Annotated in this window: 13 protein-coding genes and 4 riboswitches; of the genes, 5 read left to right on the forward strand and 8 right to left on the reverse strand. The window is 56.6% G+C overall.

All coding sequences use genetic code 11. The features are described 5' to 3' along the window. Positions 1-55 precede the first annotated feature (55 nt). From HP555_RS03610 to HP555_RS03630, 5 genes are all read right to left on the reverse strand, one after another. Positions 56-277 carry a FeoC-like transcriptional regulator gene (locus tag HP555_RS03610; RefSeq protein WP_199263832.1) on the reverse strand — a complete coding sequence of 74 codons (222 nt, stop codon included), beginning with the start codon at positions 275-277 and terminating at the stop codon, positions 56-58. Between the two features lie 7 nt (positions 278-284). Next, positions 285-2,651, reverse strand: coding sequence for a Fe(2+) transporter permease subunit FeoB (gene feoB / locus HP555_RS03615; protein ID WP_233249237.1), 2,367 nt, complete (start codon positions 2,649-2,651; stop codon positions 285-287). After that, positions 2,648-2,887 carry a FeoA family protein gene (locus HP555_RS03620; RefSeq protein ID WP_199263833.1) on the reverse strand — a complete coding sequence of 80 codons (240 nt, stop codon included), beginning with the start codon at positions 2,885-2,887 and terminating at the stop codon, positions 2,648-2,650. Before HP555_RS03620 ends, feoB begins: the two co-directional genes overlap by 4 nt. Then, positions 2,887-3,135 (reverse strand): FeoA family protein, encoded by a 249-nt coding sequence (locus HP555_RS03625; protein ID WP_199263834.1) that lies wholly within the window; start codon positions 3,133-3,135, stop codon positions 2,887-2,889. The genes HP555_RS03620 and HP555_RS03625 overlap by 1 nt, the downstream gene beginning before the upstream one ends. A gap of 417 nt (positions 3,136-3,552) precedes the next feature. Continuing rightward, positions 3,553-3,747, reverse strand: coding sequence for a hypothetical protein (locus HP555_RS03630; protein ID WP_199263835.1), 195 nt, complete (start codon positions 3,745-3,747; stop codon positions 3,553-3,555). Here HP555_RS03630 and HP555_RS14185 point away from each other — a divergent pair. Continuing rightward, positions 3,746-3,871, forward strand: a complete 126-nt coding sequence (locus HP555_RS14185) for a hypothetical protein (protein ID WP_269846854.1) — start codon at positions 3,746-3,748, stop codon at positions 3,869-3,871. The genes HP555_RS03630 and HP555_RS14185 overlap by 2 nt on opposite strands. 152 nt (positions 3,872-4,023) lie before the next feature. Here the strand turns inward: HP555_RS14185 and meaB are convergent, their stop codons facing one another. From meaB to HP555_RS03645, 3 genes are all read right to left on the reverse strand, one after another. Then, positions 4,024-5,163, reverse strand: coding sequence for a methylmalonyl Co-A mutase-associated GTPase MeaB (gene meaB / locus HP555_RS03635; RefSeq protein WP_199263836.1), 1,140 nt, complete (start codon positions 5,161-5,163; stop codon positions 4,024-4,026). A gap of 80 nt (positions 5,164-5,243) precedes the next feature. Next, complete coding sequence (scpA, locus tag HP555_RS03640) at positions 5,244-7,424, reverse strand: methylmalonyl-CoA mutase (RefSeq protein WP_199263837.1); 2,181 nt, start codon at positions 7,422-7,424, stop codon at positions 5,244-5,246. Then, positions 7,421-9,556: a methylmalonyl-CoA mutase family protein gene (locus HP555_RS03645; RefSeq protein ID WP_199263838.1), complete on the reverse strand. Its 2,136-nt coding sequence runs from the start codon at positions 9,554-9,556 to the stop codon at positions 7,421-7,423. Before HP555_RS03645 ends, scpA begins: the two co-directional genes overlap by 4 nt. Before the next feature lie 139 nt (positions 9,557-9,695). Continuing rightward, positions 9,696-9,880, reverse strand: a riboswitch (cobalamin riboswitch). A 156-nt stretch (positions 9,881-10,036) separates the two neighbouring features. Next, positions 10,037-10,215, reverse strand: a riboswitch (cobalamin riboswitch). A gap of 148 nt (positions 10,216-10,363) precedes the next feature. Further along, positions 10,364-10,564: riboswitch (cobalamin riboswitch) on the forward strand. Between the two features lie 51 nt (positions 10,565-10,615). Between HP555_RS03645 and HP555_RS03650 the strand changes: the two genes are divergently transcribed. The 4 genes from HP555_RS03650 (at position 10,616) to HP555_RS03665 (ending at position 16,152) form a co-directional block, all read left to right on the forward strand. Then, complete coding sequence (locus HP555_RS03650; protein WP_199263839.1) at positions 10,616-12,739, forward strand: ribonucleoside triphosphate reductase; 2,124 nt, start codon at positions 10,616-10,618, stop codon at positions 12,737-12,739. After that, entirely contained in the window at positions 12,723-13,334 is a 612-nt protein-coding gene (locus tag HP555_RS03655) for an anaerobic ribonucleoside-triphosphate reductase activating protein (RefSeq protein ID WP_199263840.1), read from the forward strand. Before HP555_RS03650 ends, HP555_RS03655 begins: the two co-directional genes overlap by 17 nt. 165 nt (positions 13,335-13,499) lie before the next feature. Further along, positions 13,500-13,681, forward strand: a riboswitch (cobalamin riboswitch). Positions 13,682-13,814: 133 nt separating this feature from the next. Then, entirely contained in the window at positions 13,815-13,964 is a 150-nt protein-coding gene (locus HP555_RS03660; protein WP_199263841.1) for a hypothetical protein, read from the forward strand. Positions 13,965-14,016: 52 nt separating this feature from the next. Next, positions 14,017-16,152 carry an adenosylcobinamide amidohydrolase gene (locus HP555_RS03665; RefSeq protein WP_199263842.1) on the forward strand — a complete coding sequence of 712 codons (2,136 nt, stop codon included), beginning with the start codon at positions 14,017-14,019 and terminating at the stop codon, positions 16,150-16,152. Positions 16,153-16,156: the final 4 nt, after the last annotated feature.

The following is a 16,156-nucleotide window of genomic DNA, read 5'->3' on the forward strand; positions in this document are numbered from 1 at the left end:
CCTGTTACACCCGTTCCTGAAGGTTGATCAACAGGCGGTACGTGCAGCCCGAAACCTATTCAATCCACTCGTACACCTCGATGGTTGCCGGGTCGCACTGACAGCACCCCTTGCAGGGCGCAGCTGAACCAGGACGCTGCCGCACCTTGCCCTTGTTGACCCACACGTCGAGCAGCGGACGGACGGTTTCAGTATCGGTTTGAAAATGTAACGCCATGTCCTGCAAGGGTACGATCTTGCGTGACTGCAGGTATTTTTTTAATTGAATCAGATCCATAGCATCCTCACTGTTCTCCTGCCGAGCCGGCTACCGCACCGGGTGTTATCACAACAGCTCCGGCCTTTTGTCGTTGCCGTGAACGGCTGACCAGATACAGGGCCAGAACCACAGCTGCAAGGGCCACCAGATCAGCGCCAATGACAGTGGCCGAATAACGCGGATGAGCGGTAAAGTTAGCCACCTGGTAAAAGAGGGTGGCGGCCAGATAGGCCATAAAGGTTGTCCAGAAGCCGGCGAAAAGGGTCCAGGCCAGGTTGGTCTCCCGGTACACCGCAGCAATGGCGGCACTGCACGGGAAATAGAGCAGCACGAACAGCAGGTAGGCAAAGGCGGCACTCTGACTGCCGAACAGGCGCACCATCGAGCCAAAGGTTGCCTCACTGACCTCCTGCTCTTCGGCAGCACTTGACAGATCACTGACATCACCTATCGACAGGCCGAGCGGATCGGTCAGCGTGTCGAGCATACCCCGTGCATTCTCAGGGATGGTGGCAAAAGCCGCAGCAATGCCGCCCCAGAAATCAAAGCTCTCCTCTGCCTCGGCTTCCGCCTGCTCCTGCTGATCGAAACCGGCATACAGGGCATTCAAGGTGCCCACCACAGCCTCCTTGGCAAAGATACCGGTAAACACACCGAGCGTGGCCGGCCAGTTCTCAGCACTGACGCCAAGCGGCTCAAGGGCCGGGGTAATGACCTGGCTGGCCGCTGCCAACACGGACTTGTCGGCATCTTCGTTGCCAAAGCTTCCATCCGTGCCCAGAGAGTTGAGGATGGACAGTACCATGATCACCGGAATCAGCACCTTGCCTGCTCGGAAAAGAAAGGAGCTGAGGCGATCGTAAGTGCGCATCAGGACGGTGCGTACCGAAGGCAGGTGGTACGGCGGCATCTCCATAATAAATGGGGTTGTCTCGCCCTTGAGCAGGGTGTTTTTAAGGATAAGACCGGTGAGCACAGCAAAGCCGATACCGATCAGATACAGAAAAAACACGAGGTTCTGCCCGTTGGTGGGAAAGAAGGCGGCCGCAAAAAGGGCATAGACCGGCAGGCGCGCCCCACAGGACATAAAGGGGTTCATCATGATGGTTAGGATACGATCGCGCTCGTTTTCCAGGGTACGGGTGGCCATGATCGCCGGTACGTTGCAGCCGAAACCGACCAGCATCGGGACAAAGGCCTTTCCGGGCAGGCCGATGAAACGCATAAACCGGTCCATAACAAAGGCGGCCCGTGCCATGTACCCCGAGTCTTCCAGAACAGAAAGGCAGAGAAACATGAAGCCGATGGGAGGGATGAAGGTGGCCATGGTCTGGATACCGCTGCCGATACCGGTCGCCAGAACGGCAACCAGCCACTCGGGGGTGCCGAAACCACTCAGCAGTTCACCCAGCCCGTCTACAAAGATCGTACCGGCCAGCTCATCAAAAAAATCAATAAATATCTCGCCCATATTGATGGTGATCATGAACATCAGATACATGGCCATCAAAAAGACGGGAATACCAAACACCCGGCTGAGCACTACCCGGTCGATACGGTCGGACAGGGCGGCACCGGCCTGTCCCTGCTTTTTGATCAGATCGCGGGTCAGCCAGGAAACAAAGCCATAACGGGCCGAGGCAATGACAATATCCGCCTCTTCATCCAGATCTTCCTCGATCTTATCCTGCAGGGTCCTGACGGTGTCGAGGACTTCCTGACGCAAAGAGACCTGTGATGCCGCATGATGATCGCCTTCGAGCAGCTTAAGCGCCAGCCAGTGCGGATCGAGCTTCGTGGCTGCGCAGGCTTCCTTAAGCTGAACCGCCAGGCTCTCTCTGGCCGCCTCCACCGGCTCCGGGTAGATCAACTCCGCTGTCGGCGCGGCAATGGTTTCGACTGCAGCGAGGATCGCCGCTTTCAGCTCCTTAACACCCTCATCCTTTGAGGCAACCAGAGGGATGACCGGACAGCCAAGCCGCTCGGCCAGGCCCTTGACATCGATGGACAGTTTACGCTCGGCAGCCATGTCCATCATATTGAGCGCGATGATCATGGGCACACCCATTTCCAGCAGCTGGCTCGTCAGGTAGAGGTTGCGCTCGATGTTGGACGCATCAACGATGTTGACGATCAGATGGGCTTCGCGGGACAGGATGAAATCGCTGGCTACCTGCTCATCCAGGCTTGAGGCGGCCAGAGAGTAGATACCGGGGGTATCGATCACCACCACCTTCCGGTCGCCGTCCTGGTACCAGCCGGTCTTGCGGTCAACTGTCACCCCGGGCCAGTTGCCGACCTGCTGCTTGGCACCGGTCAGACAGTTGAACAGGGTGCTTTTACCGCAGTTCGGGTTGCCGACAACACCAATGGTAAAGGTATGAGTGCTCACTTATCACCCTCCGCAACCAGAAGCGTCTTTGCCTCGTCCCGGCGCAGACTGAGGCTGTAGTTCCGAACCGAAATCTCCACAGGATCCCCCATCGGGGCCACCCGTATTACTTTGAACGCAGTCCCCTTGGTGAGCCCCATTGCCAGAAGCTTCTGGCGATATCCCCCGGCCTTCCGGGTAAAACCGACAACGGTTCCTGCCTGGCCCACGGCAATTTCATTGAGTGTTTTTTCCACTACTCCACCTTGATAACGTTAATTTTATGCGCCATACCGCCACCCAGACCGTACCGGCACCCGGATTTTTCAATGAGCACAGCACCGCTGGGCTGCTTGTGCACAACCACAAGCGTGTCCTCAACATTGATGCCCATACTCAACAGGCGCCCCCGAAACTTGTGGCCACCACGCAGGGAAACAACTTTGACCACCTCGCCTTCACCGGCAAGAACGAGGGGATGTGAAGGAATATAACTGTTCGCCATGATCTGCCCCCAAAGGTGTTGTCTTGAGATGATGCTGTGAAGTTACAATCTTGCCCTAAAGAAATAAATTCCGGGCCACACAGGTGCACCCGGATAACGAACCGCTAACTTGCTTAGGATTACCTAAATTAGGACTACCTAAATAGCCGGTCCCGGCTCAATTGTCAACCATCAAAAGCAGGCTCATTTTAAAAATATGGGGTGTTTCAGGCGTTGGTGGATTGTTTCAACTCAATCACACTGGTCGGGATAACCGGTGAAAAGGTCGTCGGTCGCCGCATCCTGGCAGATGCTGCCGGCAATGTTTATTTCGCTGCAAGATAGCCGGACTGTGATTTTTGGTCGGCCGGAGAGAAGTACATCTGCGCGCACCGTTTACAACCAAACCGGGGCGCCACATGTTGACAAGAAGATCGATTATTGGAGGATACCGTTAGACGGCTGCATCATGAGAGAAGTCTGGGCATCGGCGCTGTCCATGGAGGCCTTAATTGCCGCATGGAGGAGATCAACGGTCAGGTCATCGGGGTGCCGCTGGAGACGGGTTGCGAGATACAACAGGTTTTCCAGCGTCTCTCCTGACAGTTCAAGGGTGATCTGTGCTGTTTTCATGCTCTCTCCTCCTGTGCACTCTTTTGCACAGTACATCATTGTGCTGGAATCTCTTCGCAGTCTGTCTTTTCAAATGCTCTTCATTATCCTGTTCAAGGACGGCACTGTTTTCCAGGTCAATTAAATGAGCCCTGGTAACCTTCCGGCCATACAACTGACAAGGTGCTCCGTCGGCAAACAGAGACACCCGGAGTAACATGGCAACACATACAATTATCAGGCACAGAAAAGTTACCGGGACTTCATTTAAAGGACAAATCAATGCGATGGCACTGCTCAGACTTTACACTCGAACACGGCGATCAGTTGCTGCACCGCCGCCACCGCCGGCAGTTCGCCATCAGCCACGCTGCGTTCGACATCCTTAATGATACGGTTGACCTCCGGATGCCTGGCAAAAACCGAACGCAGGTGGTCATCCACCATCTCATGGACCCATTTGATATTCTGTTCCTTGCGGTGGCGTTCAAACACACCGGACTTACCCGTGATATCACGGTATTTACGGATCACTTTCCAGATCTCGTCAATGCCCTCATTGGTCACGGACGAACAGGTGTAGGCATGTGAAACCCAGCCCTCGGTGGAGGGTTGCAGGTAATGCAGAGCACGCTCGTATTCAGCCCGTGCGGTCTGGGCGATCAGCTTGTTCTTGCCGTCGGCCTTGGTGATCACCAGGGCGTCAGCCAACTCCATGATCCCCTTCTTGATGCCCTGTAACTCATCACCGGCACCGGCCAGCATCAGCAGCAGAAAAAAATCGACCATGGACCGGACCGTGGTCTCACTCTGCCCCACACCAACGGTTTCGATCAGGACCACATCGAATCCGGCAGCCTCACAGACCAGCATGGTTTCACGGGTTTTACGCGCCACTCCACCTAAGGTGACACCGGCAGGTGATGGACGAATAAAACAACGCTCTTCCTTGCTCAACCGCTCCATACGGGTTTTATCGCCGAGAATCGAGCCACCGGAAATGGAGCTGGATGGATCCACCGCCAGCACCGCCACCTTGTGTCCCTGTTCAACCAGATGACAACCAAAGGTCTCAATAAAGGTCGATTTGCCCACGCCAGGCACACCGGTGATACCCACCCGGAGAGAGTTACCGGTGTGGGGCAGGAGGATTTTCAACACCTCCTGAGCCTTTTCGATATGCTGTGCCGCATTGCTCTCTACCAGGGTGATGGCCCGGCCGAGCACGGCCAGATCACCGCGCAGCACGCCCTCGGCATACTGCTCGGCATCAAGCTGCGGGCGACGATGACGAACAGCGATTTTACTCCCTTTTCCCGTGCCATTGTAGGTGCTGATCCCATCATGACCCGCTTCCACCCCATCCATTACTCGGCAGGCAAACCCTTCACAGTTACCCTCCGGAGCCCACTCCGGCATTTTGGTGTTCGATGTCATTGCCTCTCCTTATATATAAGGGTTGAAAAAGGGATGCCCCGGCACAGTGGCGCAAAGACACCCCTTTTAACGGATGCGCCTTACTCACCGTGCAGTCTGGCTTTCAATTCCTCCAGGATCTTCATCGCCGCCACCGGGATGACCGTGCCGGGGCCGAAGATGGCCGCTGCTCCGTGGTCACGCAGAAACTGATAGTCCGGGGCCGGAATGACGCCCCCGATGACACACATGATGTCCGGTCGGCCCAGTTTTTCGAGCTCTTCCACCAGAGCAGGCAACAGCGTCTTGTGGCCGGCTGCCAGCGAACTGAAACCGACAATGTGGGCGTCGTTCTCCACCGCCTGGCGGGCAGCCTCCTCCGGAGTCTGAAACAACGGGCCGATATCAACATCAAAACCCAGATCGGCAAAGGCTGTTGAAATGACCTTGGCGCCTCGATCATGGCCGTCCTGTCCCATCTTGGCCACCATAATACGCGGCCGACGGCCTTCCAGCTCCTCGAACTCCTTGGTCATCTGGATAACCTTCTGCACCTCTTCCTTCTCGCTGAACTCCGCCTTGTAGACACCAGAAATCGATCGGATCACGGCCGTATGCCTCCCCCATTTCTTTTCCAAAGCAAAACAGATCTCGCCAAGTGATGCCCGTGCTCGCGCCGCCTCAATCGACAGCGCCAGCAAATTCCCCTCGCCGGTATCGGCACAGTGGGTCAGGGCGTTCAATGCAGCCTGGCACTTGGGCTCGTCGCGCTCGGCCTTCAGTTTGGCCAGCCGTTTGAGCTGGGACTCGCGCACCGCGGTGTTATCGACTTCCAGGGTGTCGAGCGCTTCCTCCTTGTCCAGACAGTAGCTGTTCACACCGACAATTTTTTCCCGGCCGGAGTCAATGCCCGCCTGGCGGCGGGCCGCCGCCTCCTCGATGCGCATCTTGGGCAGACCGGTCTCGATGGCCTTGGCCATACCGCCCAGGTTCTCAATCTCCTGGATTAAATCCCAACCGCGCTTCATGATGGCGCCGGTCAGGGCCTCCAGATAAAACGAACCGCCCCAGGGGTCAGCCGGCCGCAGGATGTTGGTCTCATCCTGCAAATACAGCTGGGTGTTACGGGCAATGCGCGCCGAGAACTCCGTGGGCAGGGCAATGGCCTCATCCAGCGAGTTGGTGTGCATTGACTGGGTATGGCCGAGCGCCGCGGCCATGCCTTCAATGACGGTTCGGCAGACGTTGTTGAACGGGTCGCCCTCGGTGAGGCTCCATCCCGAGGTCTGGCTGTGGGTGCGCAGAGGCAGGGATTTGACGTTCTGCGGATTGAAGCTCTTGATGATCTTGGCCCAGAGCACCCGGGCTGCGCGCATCTTGGCGATCTCCATGAAGTAGTTCATGCCCTGGGCCCAAAAAAACGACAGCCGGGGAGCAAAGGTGTCGATGCTCATGCCGGCGGCAACACCAGCGCGGGCATAGTCCCAGCCGTCGGCCAGGGTGTAGGCCATCTCGATGTCCGAGGTGGCGCCCGCCTCCTCCATATGGTAGCCCGAGATGCTGATGCTGTTGTACTTGGGCATGTTCTTCGAGGTAAAGGCGAAGATGTCGGAGATGATGCGCATACTCTGCGCCGGCGGATAGATGTAGGTGTTGCGCACCATGTATTCCTTGAGGATGTCGTTCTGGATGGTGCCGCCCAGTTGCGACTGCTTCACCCCCTGTTCCTCGGCGGCAACGATGTAGAAGGCCATGATCGGCAGCACCGCACCATTCATGGTCATGGACACCGTCATCTGATCGAGCGGGATACCGGCAAAGAGCACGTTCATATCCAGGATCGAATCAACGGCCACACCGGCCTTGCCCACATCGCCGACCACACGCGCGTGATCAGAATCATAGCCCCGGTGGGTCGCCAGATCAAAGGCGATGGACAACCCCATCTGACCGGCTGCAAGGTTGCGGCGGTAGAAGGCGTTACTTTCCTCGGCAGTGGAAAACCCGGCGTACTGACGGACGGTCCAGGGGCGCTGCACGAACATGGTGCCATAGGGGCCGCGCAGGTAGGGCGGGATGCCGGCCATGTAGCTGAGGTGGTCCAGGGCGTCGTAATCTTTCCTGGTGTAGAGCGGTTTGACATCGATCTGCTCGACCGTGCGCCAGGCCAGTTCTTCGGCGGTGAGGCCGGTCTCCTTCTTGACCTTGGCTGCCCAGGCTTGATAATCCATGGGCGCAGAGACAGGCTTGAATCCAATGGTGGTAAAGTCAGGCGAACTCATGCGATCACCTCCAGATGTTTTTGCAGTTTGGTGAGCAGCTCCAGGGCATTGACACGAACATGGAGGAACTCATCCACGCCTGCCTCCTTAAAAGCATCCACATGTTCTTTAGGGAATCCCGCAAGGATGATCATGATGTGGGGATCAGCAGCTTTCAGCTGTTGCGCCAGTGCAGGGACAATATCCGGATACGTGGCATCAGTGGAACAGATGACCACGGCTTTAGCTCCAGAATCGAGTGTAGCCTTGGCTGCCTCGTCAACGGTGCCAAAGCCGTTGTTGCCGATGGTCTCAAAACCGCCGACATTGAAAAAGGCGGTGGAAAAATCAGCTCGGGCTTTGTGCTGGGGAATGGGCCCCATATTGGCCAAAAAGAGCTTGGGAACGATGCCGGTACGGGCCGTGTAATCCTCGGTGGCACGACGGATCTTTTCAAAGGGTTCGGCACCGCGATGGATGTTGAGCGGTTGAACGGCGATCTCCCCGGCCTCTTTCTGCAGAGCACCGGCCACCATACCCAAGGTGGCTCCCCGGCGGGCAGCCTTGATGGTCTGGGCCATAACTGTACTGTCAAGAGTGGAGCGACATTCGCGGATGGCTGTCAGGGCCGCAGCGCAGGCCTGGTCGTCGATACTGCCCGCATGGGCCTTGAGCGCCTGTGTCCTTTTCTCGCGGAACCCCTGATGATCAAAAGGCTCGGCCAGTTGGCGTTTCTCCTGCAAATTCGGATACATGTTGGTGCCGACGAACCGGTCAGTGCGCGTGGCAACGTTTTTCGCTCGCTGTGCCGCTGTCTCAGCCACCCCTTCCTGTGGCATCCCCTTCTCAAGTGCAGCCAGCATGCCGCCGGCTGCCTCGATATCCTGGAACAGCTTCCAGGCCTTCTCGGCCAACTGGGCGGTTATCTTCTCCACATACCAGCAGCCGCCGGCCGGATCGATCACCTTATCGAAATGGCCCTCATCTTTGAGCACGATCTGCACATTGCGGGCAATACGACGGGAAAACTCGTTGGGTGTGCGGAAGATCTCATCAAAAGGCCCGACGTGCATGCTGTCGACACCACCGGCAATGCCGGAAAAAGCTTCAGTGGAAACGCGCAGCATATTTACCCAGGGGTCCACCTCGGTCTTGTTCCACGTGGCTGTACGGGCATGAACATACATCTTCTGAGCCTCGGCATTACCACCGAAGGAGTCGATTACCTGGGCCCAGACCATTCGTGCAGCGCGGAACTTGGCAATTTCCATAAAGAAGTCATTGCCGATTGCAAACTCAAAGTTCATGCGCACCGCAATATCGTTGATGCCAAGTCCGCGTTCAAGCAGGGCGCGGATGTAGGCCACTCCGGTGGCCAGGGCATAGGCAATATCCTGCACAGCATTACCGCCGCTGTTACGGTAATCTTCCGTGCCAACGGTGATTGTACGCACTTTAGGGGCATGCTCCATGGCCCACAGGGTGAGTTGCGCCATCCGGTCGTAGGCCTCGGCCGAAGAACAGGGCAGCTTTCCCGCAACGGCCAGTACACCCAGGGGATCAACCACCAGCGAACCCTCAAGATCAGCAGGCGACTGTCCCTGGTCCTCAATCAGGGCAACAACCAGTGCTGTCTGGGCTATCCCCGTGGCACCGCAGGTGATCCTGCAGGGGTGGGCGGTCAGGTCGATACCCTCCAGGGCAACTTTGGCGTCACTCAGACTTGCAAGCGACAGGCCATCCTTGCCGACCATCTCCGCCGGAGCCTGATCCGGGTCATATCCATTTAAGGTAGCCTGGTCGAACACGATGTTAAGGCTGTTCTGGCCCCGGGTGAGATCATACCTGGCGGCACGATTGAACTCTTCGGGATCGGGCTGGGTAATCTCCTGGGCAATGTGCCAGGCATTGACCCTGGGGCCTGAAGCCGTGGTACCACGCATGTAGGGCGCCTCACCGGGCAGGGTATCGACCAGGGGCAGACCGTCGAGGTCGTGGATGAAGTACATCGGCTGAATGTCAATGCCTTCGTAGGTTTTTTTGACCAAAGTCTTGTCAAAGGACTTGCCCTTCAACTGCTTTTCCACCTCTGCCAGCCACTCGGCATGGGTGTTGGCCGGAAAATCTTTAAGAATGTCCAATGCTGTTCCCATTTTTACTCCTTGTCATTTGGTTAACAAAAAACCCCCGACCCTTTCGGGCCGGGGGTTCCCCTGTCTCTGCACCGCTGATAACACGCAGGCCTCGAACCTGCACAGTGCTGGGATCAACAACGGGAACCACGGCCGCTTACGCTGATCAAAAAAACCGGCAGGTCTTCTGGCTTTCGGATCACCCTACTCTCCACGTCTTCCCGATCAAATCGACCAGTGACATAAGGCGGATTTCGTCCCCGATTACAGCGGCCGGACCGCGACGGACTTGCACCGTCTTCCCTGTTAGGCCATTACAATGGCACCGATTTTTTCTTCTAAAACAACGAGTTAAAACCGAACTACCTGACTACATCGGACCAGCATTCCCCCAATATCTTCCATGAAAAAACGACAAAAAAAATCCCCGGATCAATATAGATTGATCCGGGGATGCCCTGGTTTATCCACGTATCGGTGCCCTCCCTGGTCCAGGGGGAAAGCGCTGTCATCTTTCAGGCAGGTCTTCTGACTCTCGGATCATCCTACTGACTGCGCCTTCCCAGCCTTTTAGCCAGTGACATTGTGCAGCGTTCGTCCCCGAATACAGCGGCGGGCCCGTCTCCGATTCACACGGAGTTCCCTTTTATCCTTACGGAACCTGAAGATGGTACAACAGAATACCGACACTAAAACGAAATCGATCATGACTGTCAAGATAAAAAACTGAAGGATGCGATGTAATCATGCATGCATTGCACCTCCTCCTGTACAGTAACAACACATCAGGCAACGCCTTTTTTAGTGTTGACCATAAACTGAAAACACAATATATAGTGGTCAAGCGGTTCCTCCTGTCCTGAGAGCCAGGAGGAGAATAGGGAATCCGGTGCAAATCCGGAACTGTCGCGCAGCGGTAATCAGGAACGAACATTGTCAAAGACACTGGTCAGTTGACCGGGAAGTGACAACCAGTAGGTTCCCCAATCGCCTGAAAGTCCGAAGACCTGCCGTGAAACCACAGCCGCACATGCAACGGCTGTCACCTGCACCCTCTTGCCTCGCGTCAAGGAGAGAGCCATGTCACACGTCTGTCTGCAACCCTCTGTCAAAGTATTCACCACGATCAGAAAACGCGATCAGCGTCTGGTTCCGTTCGAGTCGGGAAAGATCACCAGCGCTCTTCTCAAAGCCGGTCAGGCCACCGGAGAATTCGGGCTCCCCGAAGCCCGGCGGTTGACCATACATGCCCTGGCCGTTGCCCAAACCCTCCTTGATACCGATGCCCCCTGTGTCGAGGAAATTCAAGATGTGGTGGAAGAGGTTCTGCTCTCCTCCATGTATAAAAAAACGGCCAAGGCCTATATCCTCTATCGGGACCAGCATGCCCGCATCCGGGAGATGGTCACCCGAACGGACCTGTCCCTGATCGACAGCTATCTGCAACGGCTGGACTGGCAGGTGCAGGAAAACTCCAACATGTGTTATTCACTGCAGGGGTTGAACAACTACATCTCCAGTGAAGTCAGCCGGACCTACTGGCTCAACAAGATCTATCCCGCCGAGGTTCGCAGAGCGCACCTGAACGGTGATCTCCATGTCCACGATCTGAACCTGCTGTCCGTCTACTGTGTCGGGTGGGACCTTCGTGATCTGCTTTTAAGCGGTTTTACCGGTGCCCCGGGAAAGGCGGAAAGTGCACCGGCCAGACATTTCCGCAGTGCTCTTGGCCAAATAGTGAACTTCTTCTATACATTACAGGGAGAGGCTGCCGGAGCACAGGCCTTTTCCAGCTTCGACACCCTGCTCGCTCCCTTTATCCGCCACGATCAGCTGACCTACCGGGAGATCAAGCAGGCGCTCCAGGAATTTGTCTTCAACCTTAACGTCCCCACCCGGGTCGGTTTTCAGACCCCTTTCACCAATCTTACCATGGATCTTACCCCGACCAGCAGCCTTCAACAGACACCGGTCGTGATCGGCGGTCAGGAGCAGGATTCGGTCTATGGCGAATACCAGCACGAGATGGACATGCTCAACCAGGCTTTTCTGGAGGTCATGGCCGAGGGAGATGCCCGTGGCCGGGTTTTCACCTTCCCCATCCCAACCTACAACATCACCGCCGACTTCAACTGGGATCATCCTGGTCTGGAAGCACTCTGGCAGACCACGGCGCGTTACGGTCTGCCCTACTTTGCCAACTTCATCAATTCAGACCTCCATCCGGATGACGCCCGTTCCATGTGCTGCCGGCTCAGACTCGATACCAGGGAGCTTGCAAAACGAGGCGGCGGCCTTTTCGGGGCCAACCCACTGACCGGATCCATAGGTGTGGTCACCATTAATATGGCCGCCCTCGGCTTTCAGGCCACAGATGAATCCGATTTTTTCAAGCGCCTGGATCAGATGATGCTGATCTCGAAAACATCGCTGGAAACAAAACGCAAGATACTGGAGACTTTCACTGACAGGGGACTCTACCCCTATACCCGCTTTTATCTGCGAGCCATTCAGCAGCGATTCGGCCGATACTGGGACAACCACTTTTCGACCATCGGCCTTGTCGGCACCAACGAGGCCTGCCTCAACCTGCTGGACAGGGATATCGGCACTGCGGAGGGAAAGGCTTTTGCCCTGCGGATTCTTGACCACATGCGGATGCGCCTCCAACAGTTCCAGAGCGAAACCGGTAACCAGTACAATCTGGAGGCCACCCCGGCGGAAGGCACCGGCCACCGATTGGCCCGGCTGGATATCCGCCGTTTTCCAGCCATGCGTGCCTCACTGTTCTGCCCGGGTGAAGAAGGTACACCAATCTACTCAAATTCGACTCAGCTGCCGGTCAACTATACCGACGATATCTTCGCCCTCCTTGATCACCAGGATGATATCCAGACCAAATATACCGGCGGCACTGTTGTGCATTGCTTTATCGGTGAATCCGCCATTGATCCTGCTACCGTGAAATCCTTTATTAAAACCGTATGCAGCAACTATCGCCTGCCCTATTTTACCCTGACCCCTACCTTTTCCATCTGTCCCCAACACGGGTATCTCACCGGGGAACATACCCTTTGTCCACAGTGCCAGGGGCAAACCGAGGTGTATTCGCGGGTCGTGGGGTACCTTCGCCCGGTACAGCACTGGCATGAGGGCAAGCAGGCGGAATTCGCGGCACGGGCGACCTATGACTCTGCTTTCTGATCTTGCCGTCGGCGGATGGCATCCAGCAAGTTTTGTTGATTATCCCGGTAGAGTGGCTGCGGTTATCTTCCTGCAAGGGTGTAATTTTTGCTGTCCATACTGTCACAATCCGCAGCTGATCCCTCTGGGCCAGACCGGATGCCTGGCTCCTGCGAAGATACTTGATCACCTGGCCAGGCGCCGGGGAAAACTCGATGGAGTGACTCTCAGCGGCGGTGAGCCCACGCTTCAGGCTGCGTTACCGTTACTCTGCGAAGAACTGCACAACCTGGGCTATCCGGTCAAACTGGATACCAACGGCTCCAATCCCGATATGCTGGCAGAACTGCTGAGCGCGGGACTGGTCGATTACCTGGCCATGGACCTGAAAGCGCCACTGGAACGATATGCAGAGCTGGCCGGAACCAAGGTTGATGTCAACGCCATCCGTTGCTCCATGCACCTTGTCAGCTCAAGCGGCGTCAAACACCATTTCCGAACCACATACGACCAGTCCCTGCTCTCTCCGGAAGACCTGCAGCTGATTCAGAAAATGGTGCCGGAGGGGTCCGGGTACGTTGTGCAACCCTGCCGACAACCGATTGTCACCCGGTAACCCAGAAAGAAGCGATGACCGGCAGATCCAGCGAAGATCCGGTTTCCCCGGTTGCCTCTCTTTCAAGGGTCTTCCCGTTGACATGGGGGCCACACTGTGTGGCATCCGGCCTCTTATGAAGATTTTCGCTACAATATACTTCTTGACTTTCGGAGAAAACGGTCTAAACAAACCCTATTCTCAGGTGCTCCCAGGAGCTCAAAAGGGAACTCCGTGCGAATCGGAGACAGGCCCACTGCTGTAACCGGGGACGAAATCCGTACCATGTCACTGACCACAAGGTTGGGAAGACTCGGCAAGTAGAACGATCCGGAAGTCAGAAGACCTGCCTGAAGAACTGAGCATCTGCTTCGTGGACGGAGGCACGCTCGCATCATACCCACGGGTAAAAAGGGACATCCCGGATCGAATGGTTTTTTCGATCCGGGATTTTTTTTGTGCAAACGCAGGTGACAGTGCAGTTTTCTCTGGGAGGAACGTATGCAAGGATGTGCCACTCTTCTGCTTTCTCTGCTGCCCGACCTGTTCCGCACAACCATACTCAAAACCGGCTGGACCGCCCCTCTGAATCCACACCAGGCGACGGACCGCAGTGGCCTCTCCCTGATGTGGAACCCCGGCGGACCATGACGAATTACTGGTTATTGCAGCAACTCAACAGACCTTAATCCAGGAGAATCCAATGCGCCTTCAGACTGTTTGTCTACGTTTTCTGCTGATGGTTCTGCTCGCCACCGGTTTTTTCTCCTGCCACGCCCTGGCCGCAGGCTCTCCCCTCACCATCACCGACAGTCTGGGTCGGCAACTGACCCTGACCTCTCCTCCCCAACGGGTGGTCTGTCTGCTCAGTTCAGTTACCGATCTGCTGGTCGCGCTGGATCGTACGGAGCTGCTGGTCGGGCTGACTCGCCAGGACCTGCTCAACCACAGCGCCCTGCAGGTCAAAAGTATAGGTGGCTTTTTCGATCCTGATCTGCCGGCGATCACAGCCGTCAGGCCCGATCTGATCATTGCCGCCACCTCACACCGCTCCCTGCTGCAGCAGTGGTTGGATGATCCGCAGCAGCAGACAACGGTTCTCTTCTTCCGGGAAGGCTCGCTTGAGGACGGTTTTGCCCGCATGGCCGCGATCGGTGCCCTGGTTGATCGCAAACAGCAGGCACAGGTCATCATTGATCGTAACCGCGAACAGATCGCCCTGGTGCAATCCCGGCTCAAAGAGCTGTCGCCGGAACAGCGCAAACGAGTGGCACGAGTTGCAGCCGGTCCGGAAAAACTTTTCTGTCCCGGTGATGATTCTTTTCAAAACGAGATGATCAGAGCCGCCGGCGGCACTCCACCCCATTGGGAGAAAGACGGCGGCTTTTTCTCTGTGGATGTCACGGCCTGGCAAACCTTTAACCCGCAAATCATCTACGGCTGCAACAGCAATATGGAGGCAGTGCAGGCAATCCTCAGCCGGAAAGGCTTTAAAGAAGTCGAAGCCGTGCGCAACCGGGCCATCCACCAGCTGCCCTGCTCGGTTGCCTGCCAGGTGACGCCCCATGTGGGGGCGGCTGTCCAATGGCTGGCCGCCTCCTTCCATCCTGAGCTCATGGCCGATACCGGTAAAGCGGTCAGCAGCAACACTCTTAGGGGTGAACATCCGCTGACCGTGGCCCTGCCCTATGTGGCCTCAGCGCATGTACTGAGCCACCGGGTCAATGATGCTGATTTCAAATCCCTGGTGATCCGTTTCACCACCCCCCAGGTGATCCTCTCCACTGCCGAAGAGAACAGAGGACCGGTACAGGCGGTGGGCAACACCTTTATTCCGATGCATGCCAGCCTTGGGCACATGCAGTTCGGCGTTGAACAGGTACGCCGGGATGTGGCTGCCAATCTCGGCTACAACCGGAAAACCTATGCCGGTATGATGACCGGTGCAGACATGGACAACCTCTCAGTGCAGGTGCAGCGTGAAGACGGGCTGGAGGCCGTGGCTCTGGTGACCGCCGGGGTCCGGGGTAATGCACAGCGGCTGTCCCGGGATATCGGCTACAGTTACCCTTCAGGCACAATCAATATCCTTCTGCTCACCAACCGCCGACTGACAGCAGCGGCCATGGCCCGGGCAATAATCACGGCGACCGAGGCAAAAACCGCGGCCCTGCTTGATCTCGATATCCGCAGCACTGCTCTCCCCCGTCTCTACCGGGCCACCGGCACCGGTACTGACTCGATGATCGTGGTGCAGGGGGAGGGCCCGCCGGTCAGCTACACCGGCGGCCACGGTAAGATCGGCGAACTGATTGCCAGGGCGGTCCACGCCGGGGTGACCGAAGCCCTGATCGGTCAGAATGGGATCCGCGCCGGACGCGATGTGCTGCAGCGGCTGCATGAGCGTAACCTGAGCCTGGAACAGTTGGCCCAGCTCTACCCTTCCCCTCTTTCTGAACAGCAGCTGGTTCGCAGATTAGAGCTGGCCCTGGTAGATCCCCTGATAGCGGGCTTTGTCGAGACCGCACTGCTGATCAGTGATGAAGAGGAAAACGGCCTGATCAGTGATCTACAGTCCTTTGACCTGCTCTGTGTATCCATGGGTGAACGGCTTTCCGGCAGAAAAAACCTGGTTCCAACAACAATCAGCATCCCTGACGCCCTGCCCTCTGTCATGGCCAGGGCCTTTGGGGTCCTCGTGGCCGGAGTAAACGCCTCAACCGAAAAAACCGTTGGAGAAAACATTTCGGACAGGCAAACATATTCAAAAGATACACCCAGAGGTTTCCTCTCCGCCACCAGCAATTCCATGATCCTCAACCAAGGGGCCGACCAGTGACCAG

Origin of the sequence: Desulfobulbus oligotrophicus (assembly GCF_016446285.1) — a bacterium.
GTDB classification, from domain to species: domain Bacteria; phylum Desulfobacterota; class Desulfobulbia; order Desulfobulbales; family Desulfobulbaceae; genus Desulfobulbus; species Desulfobulbus oligotrophicus.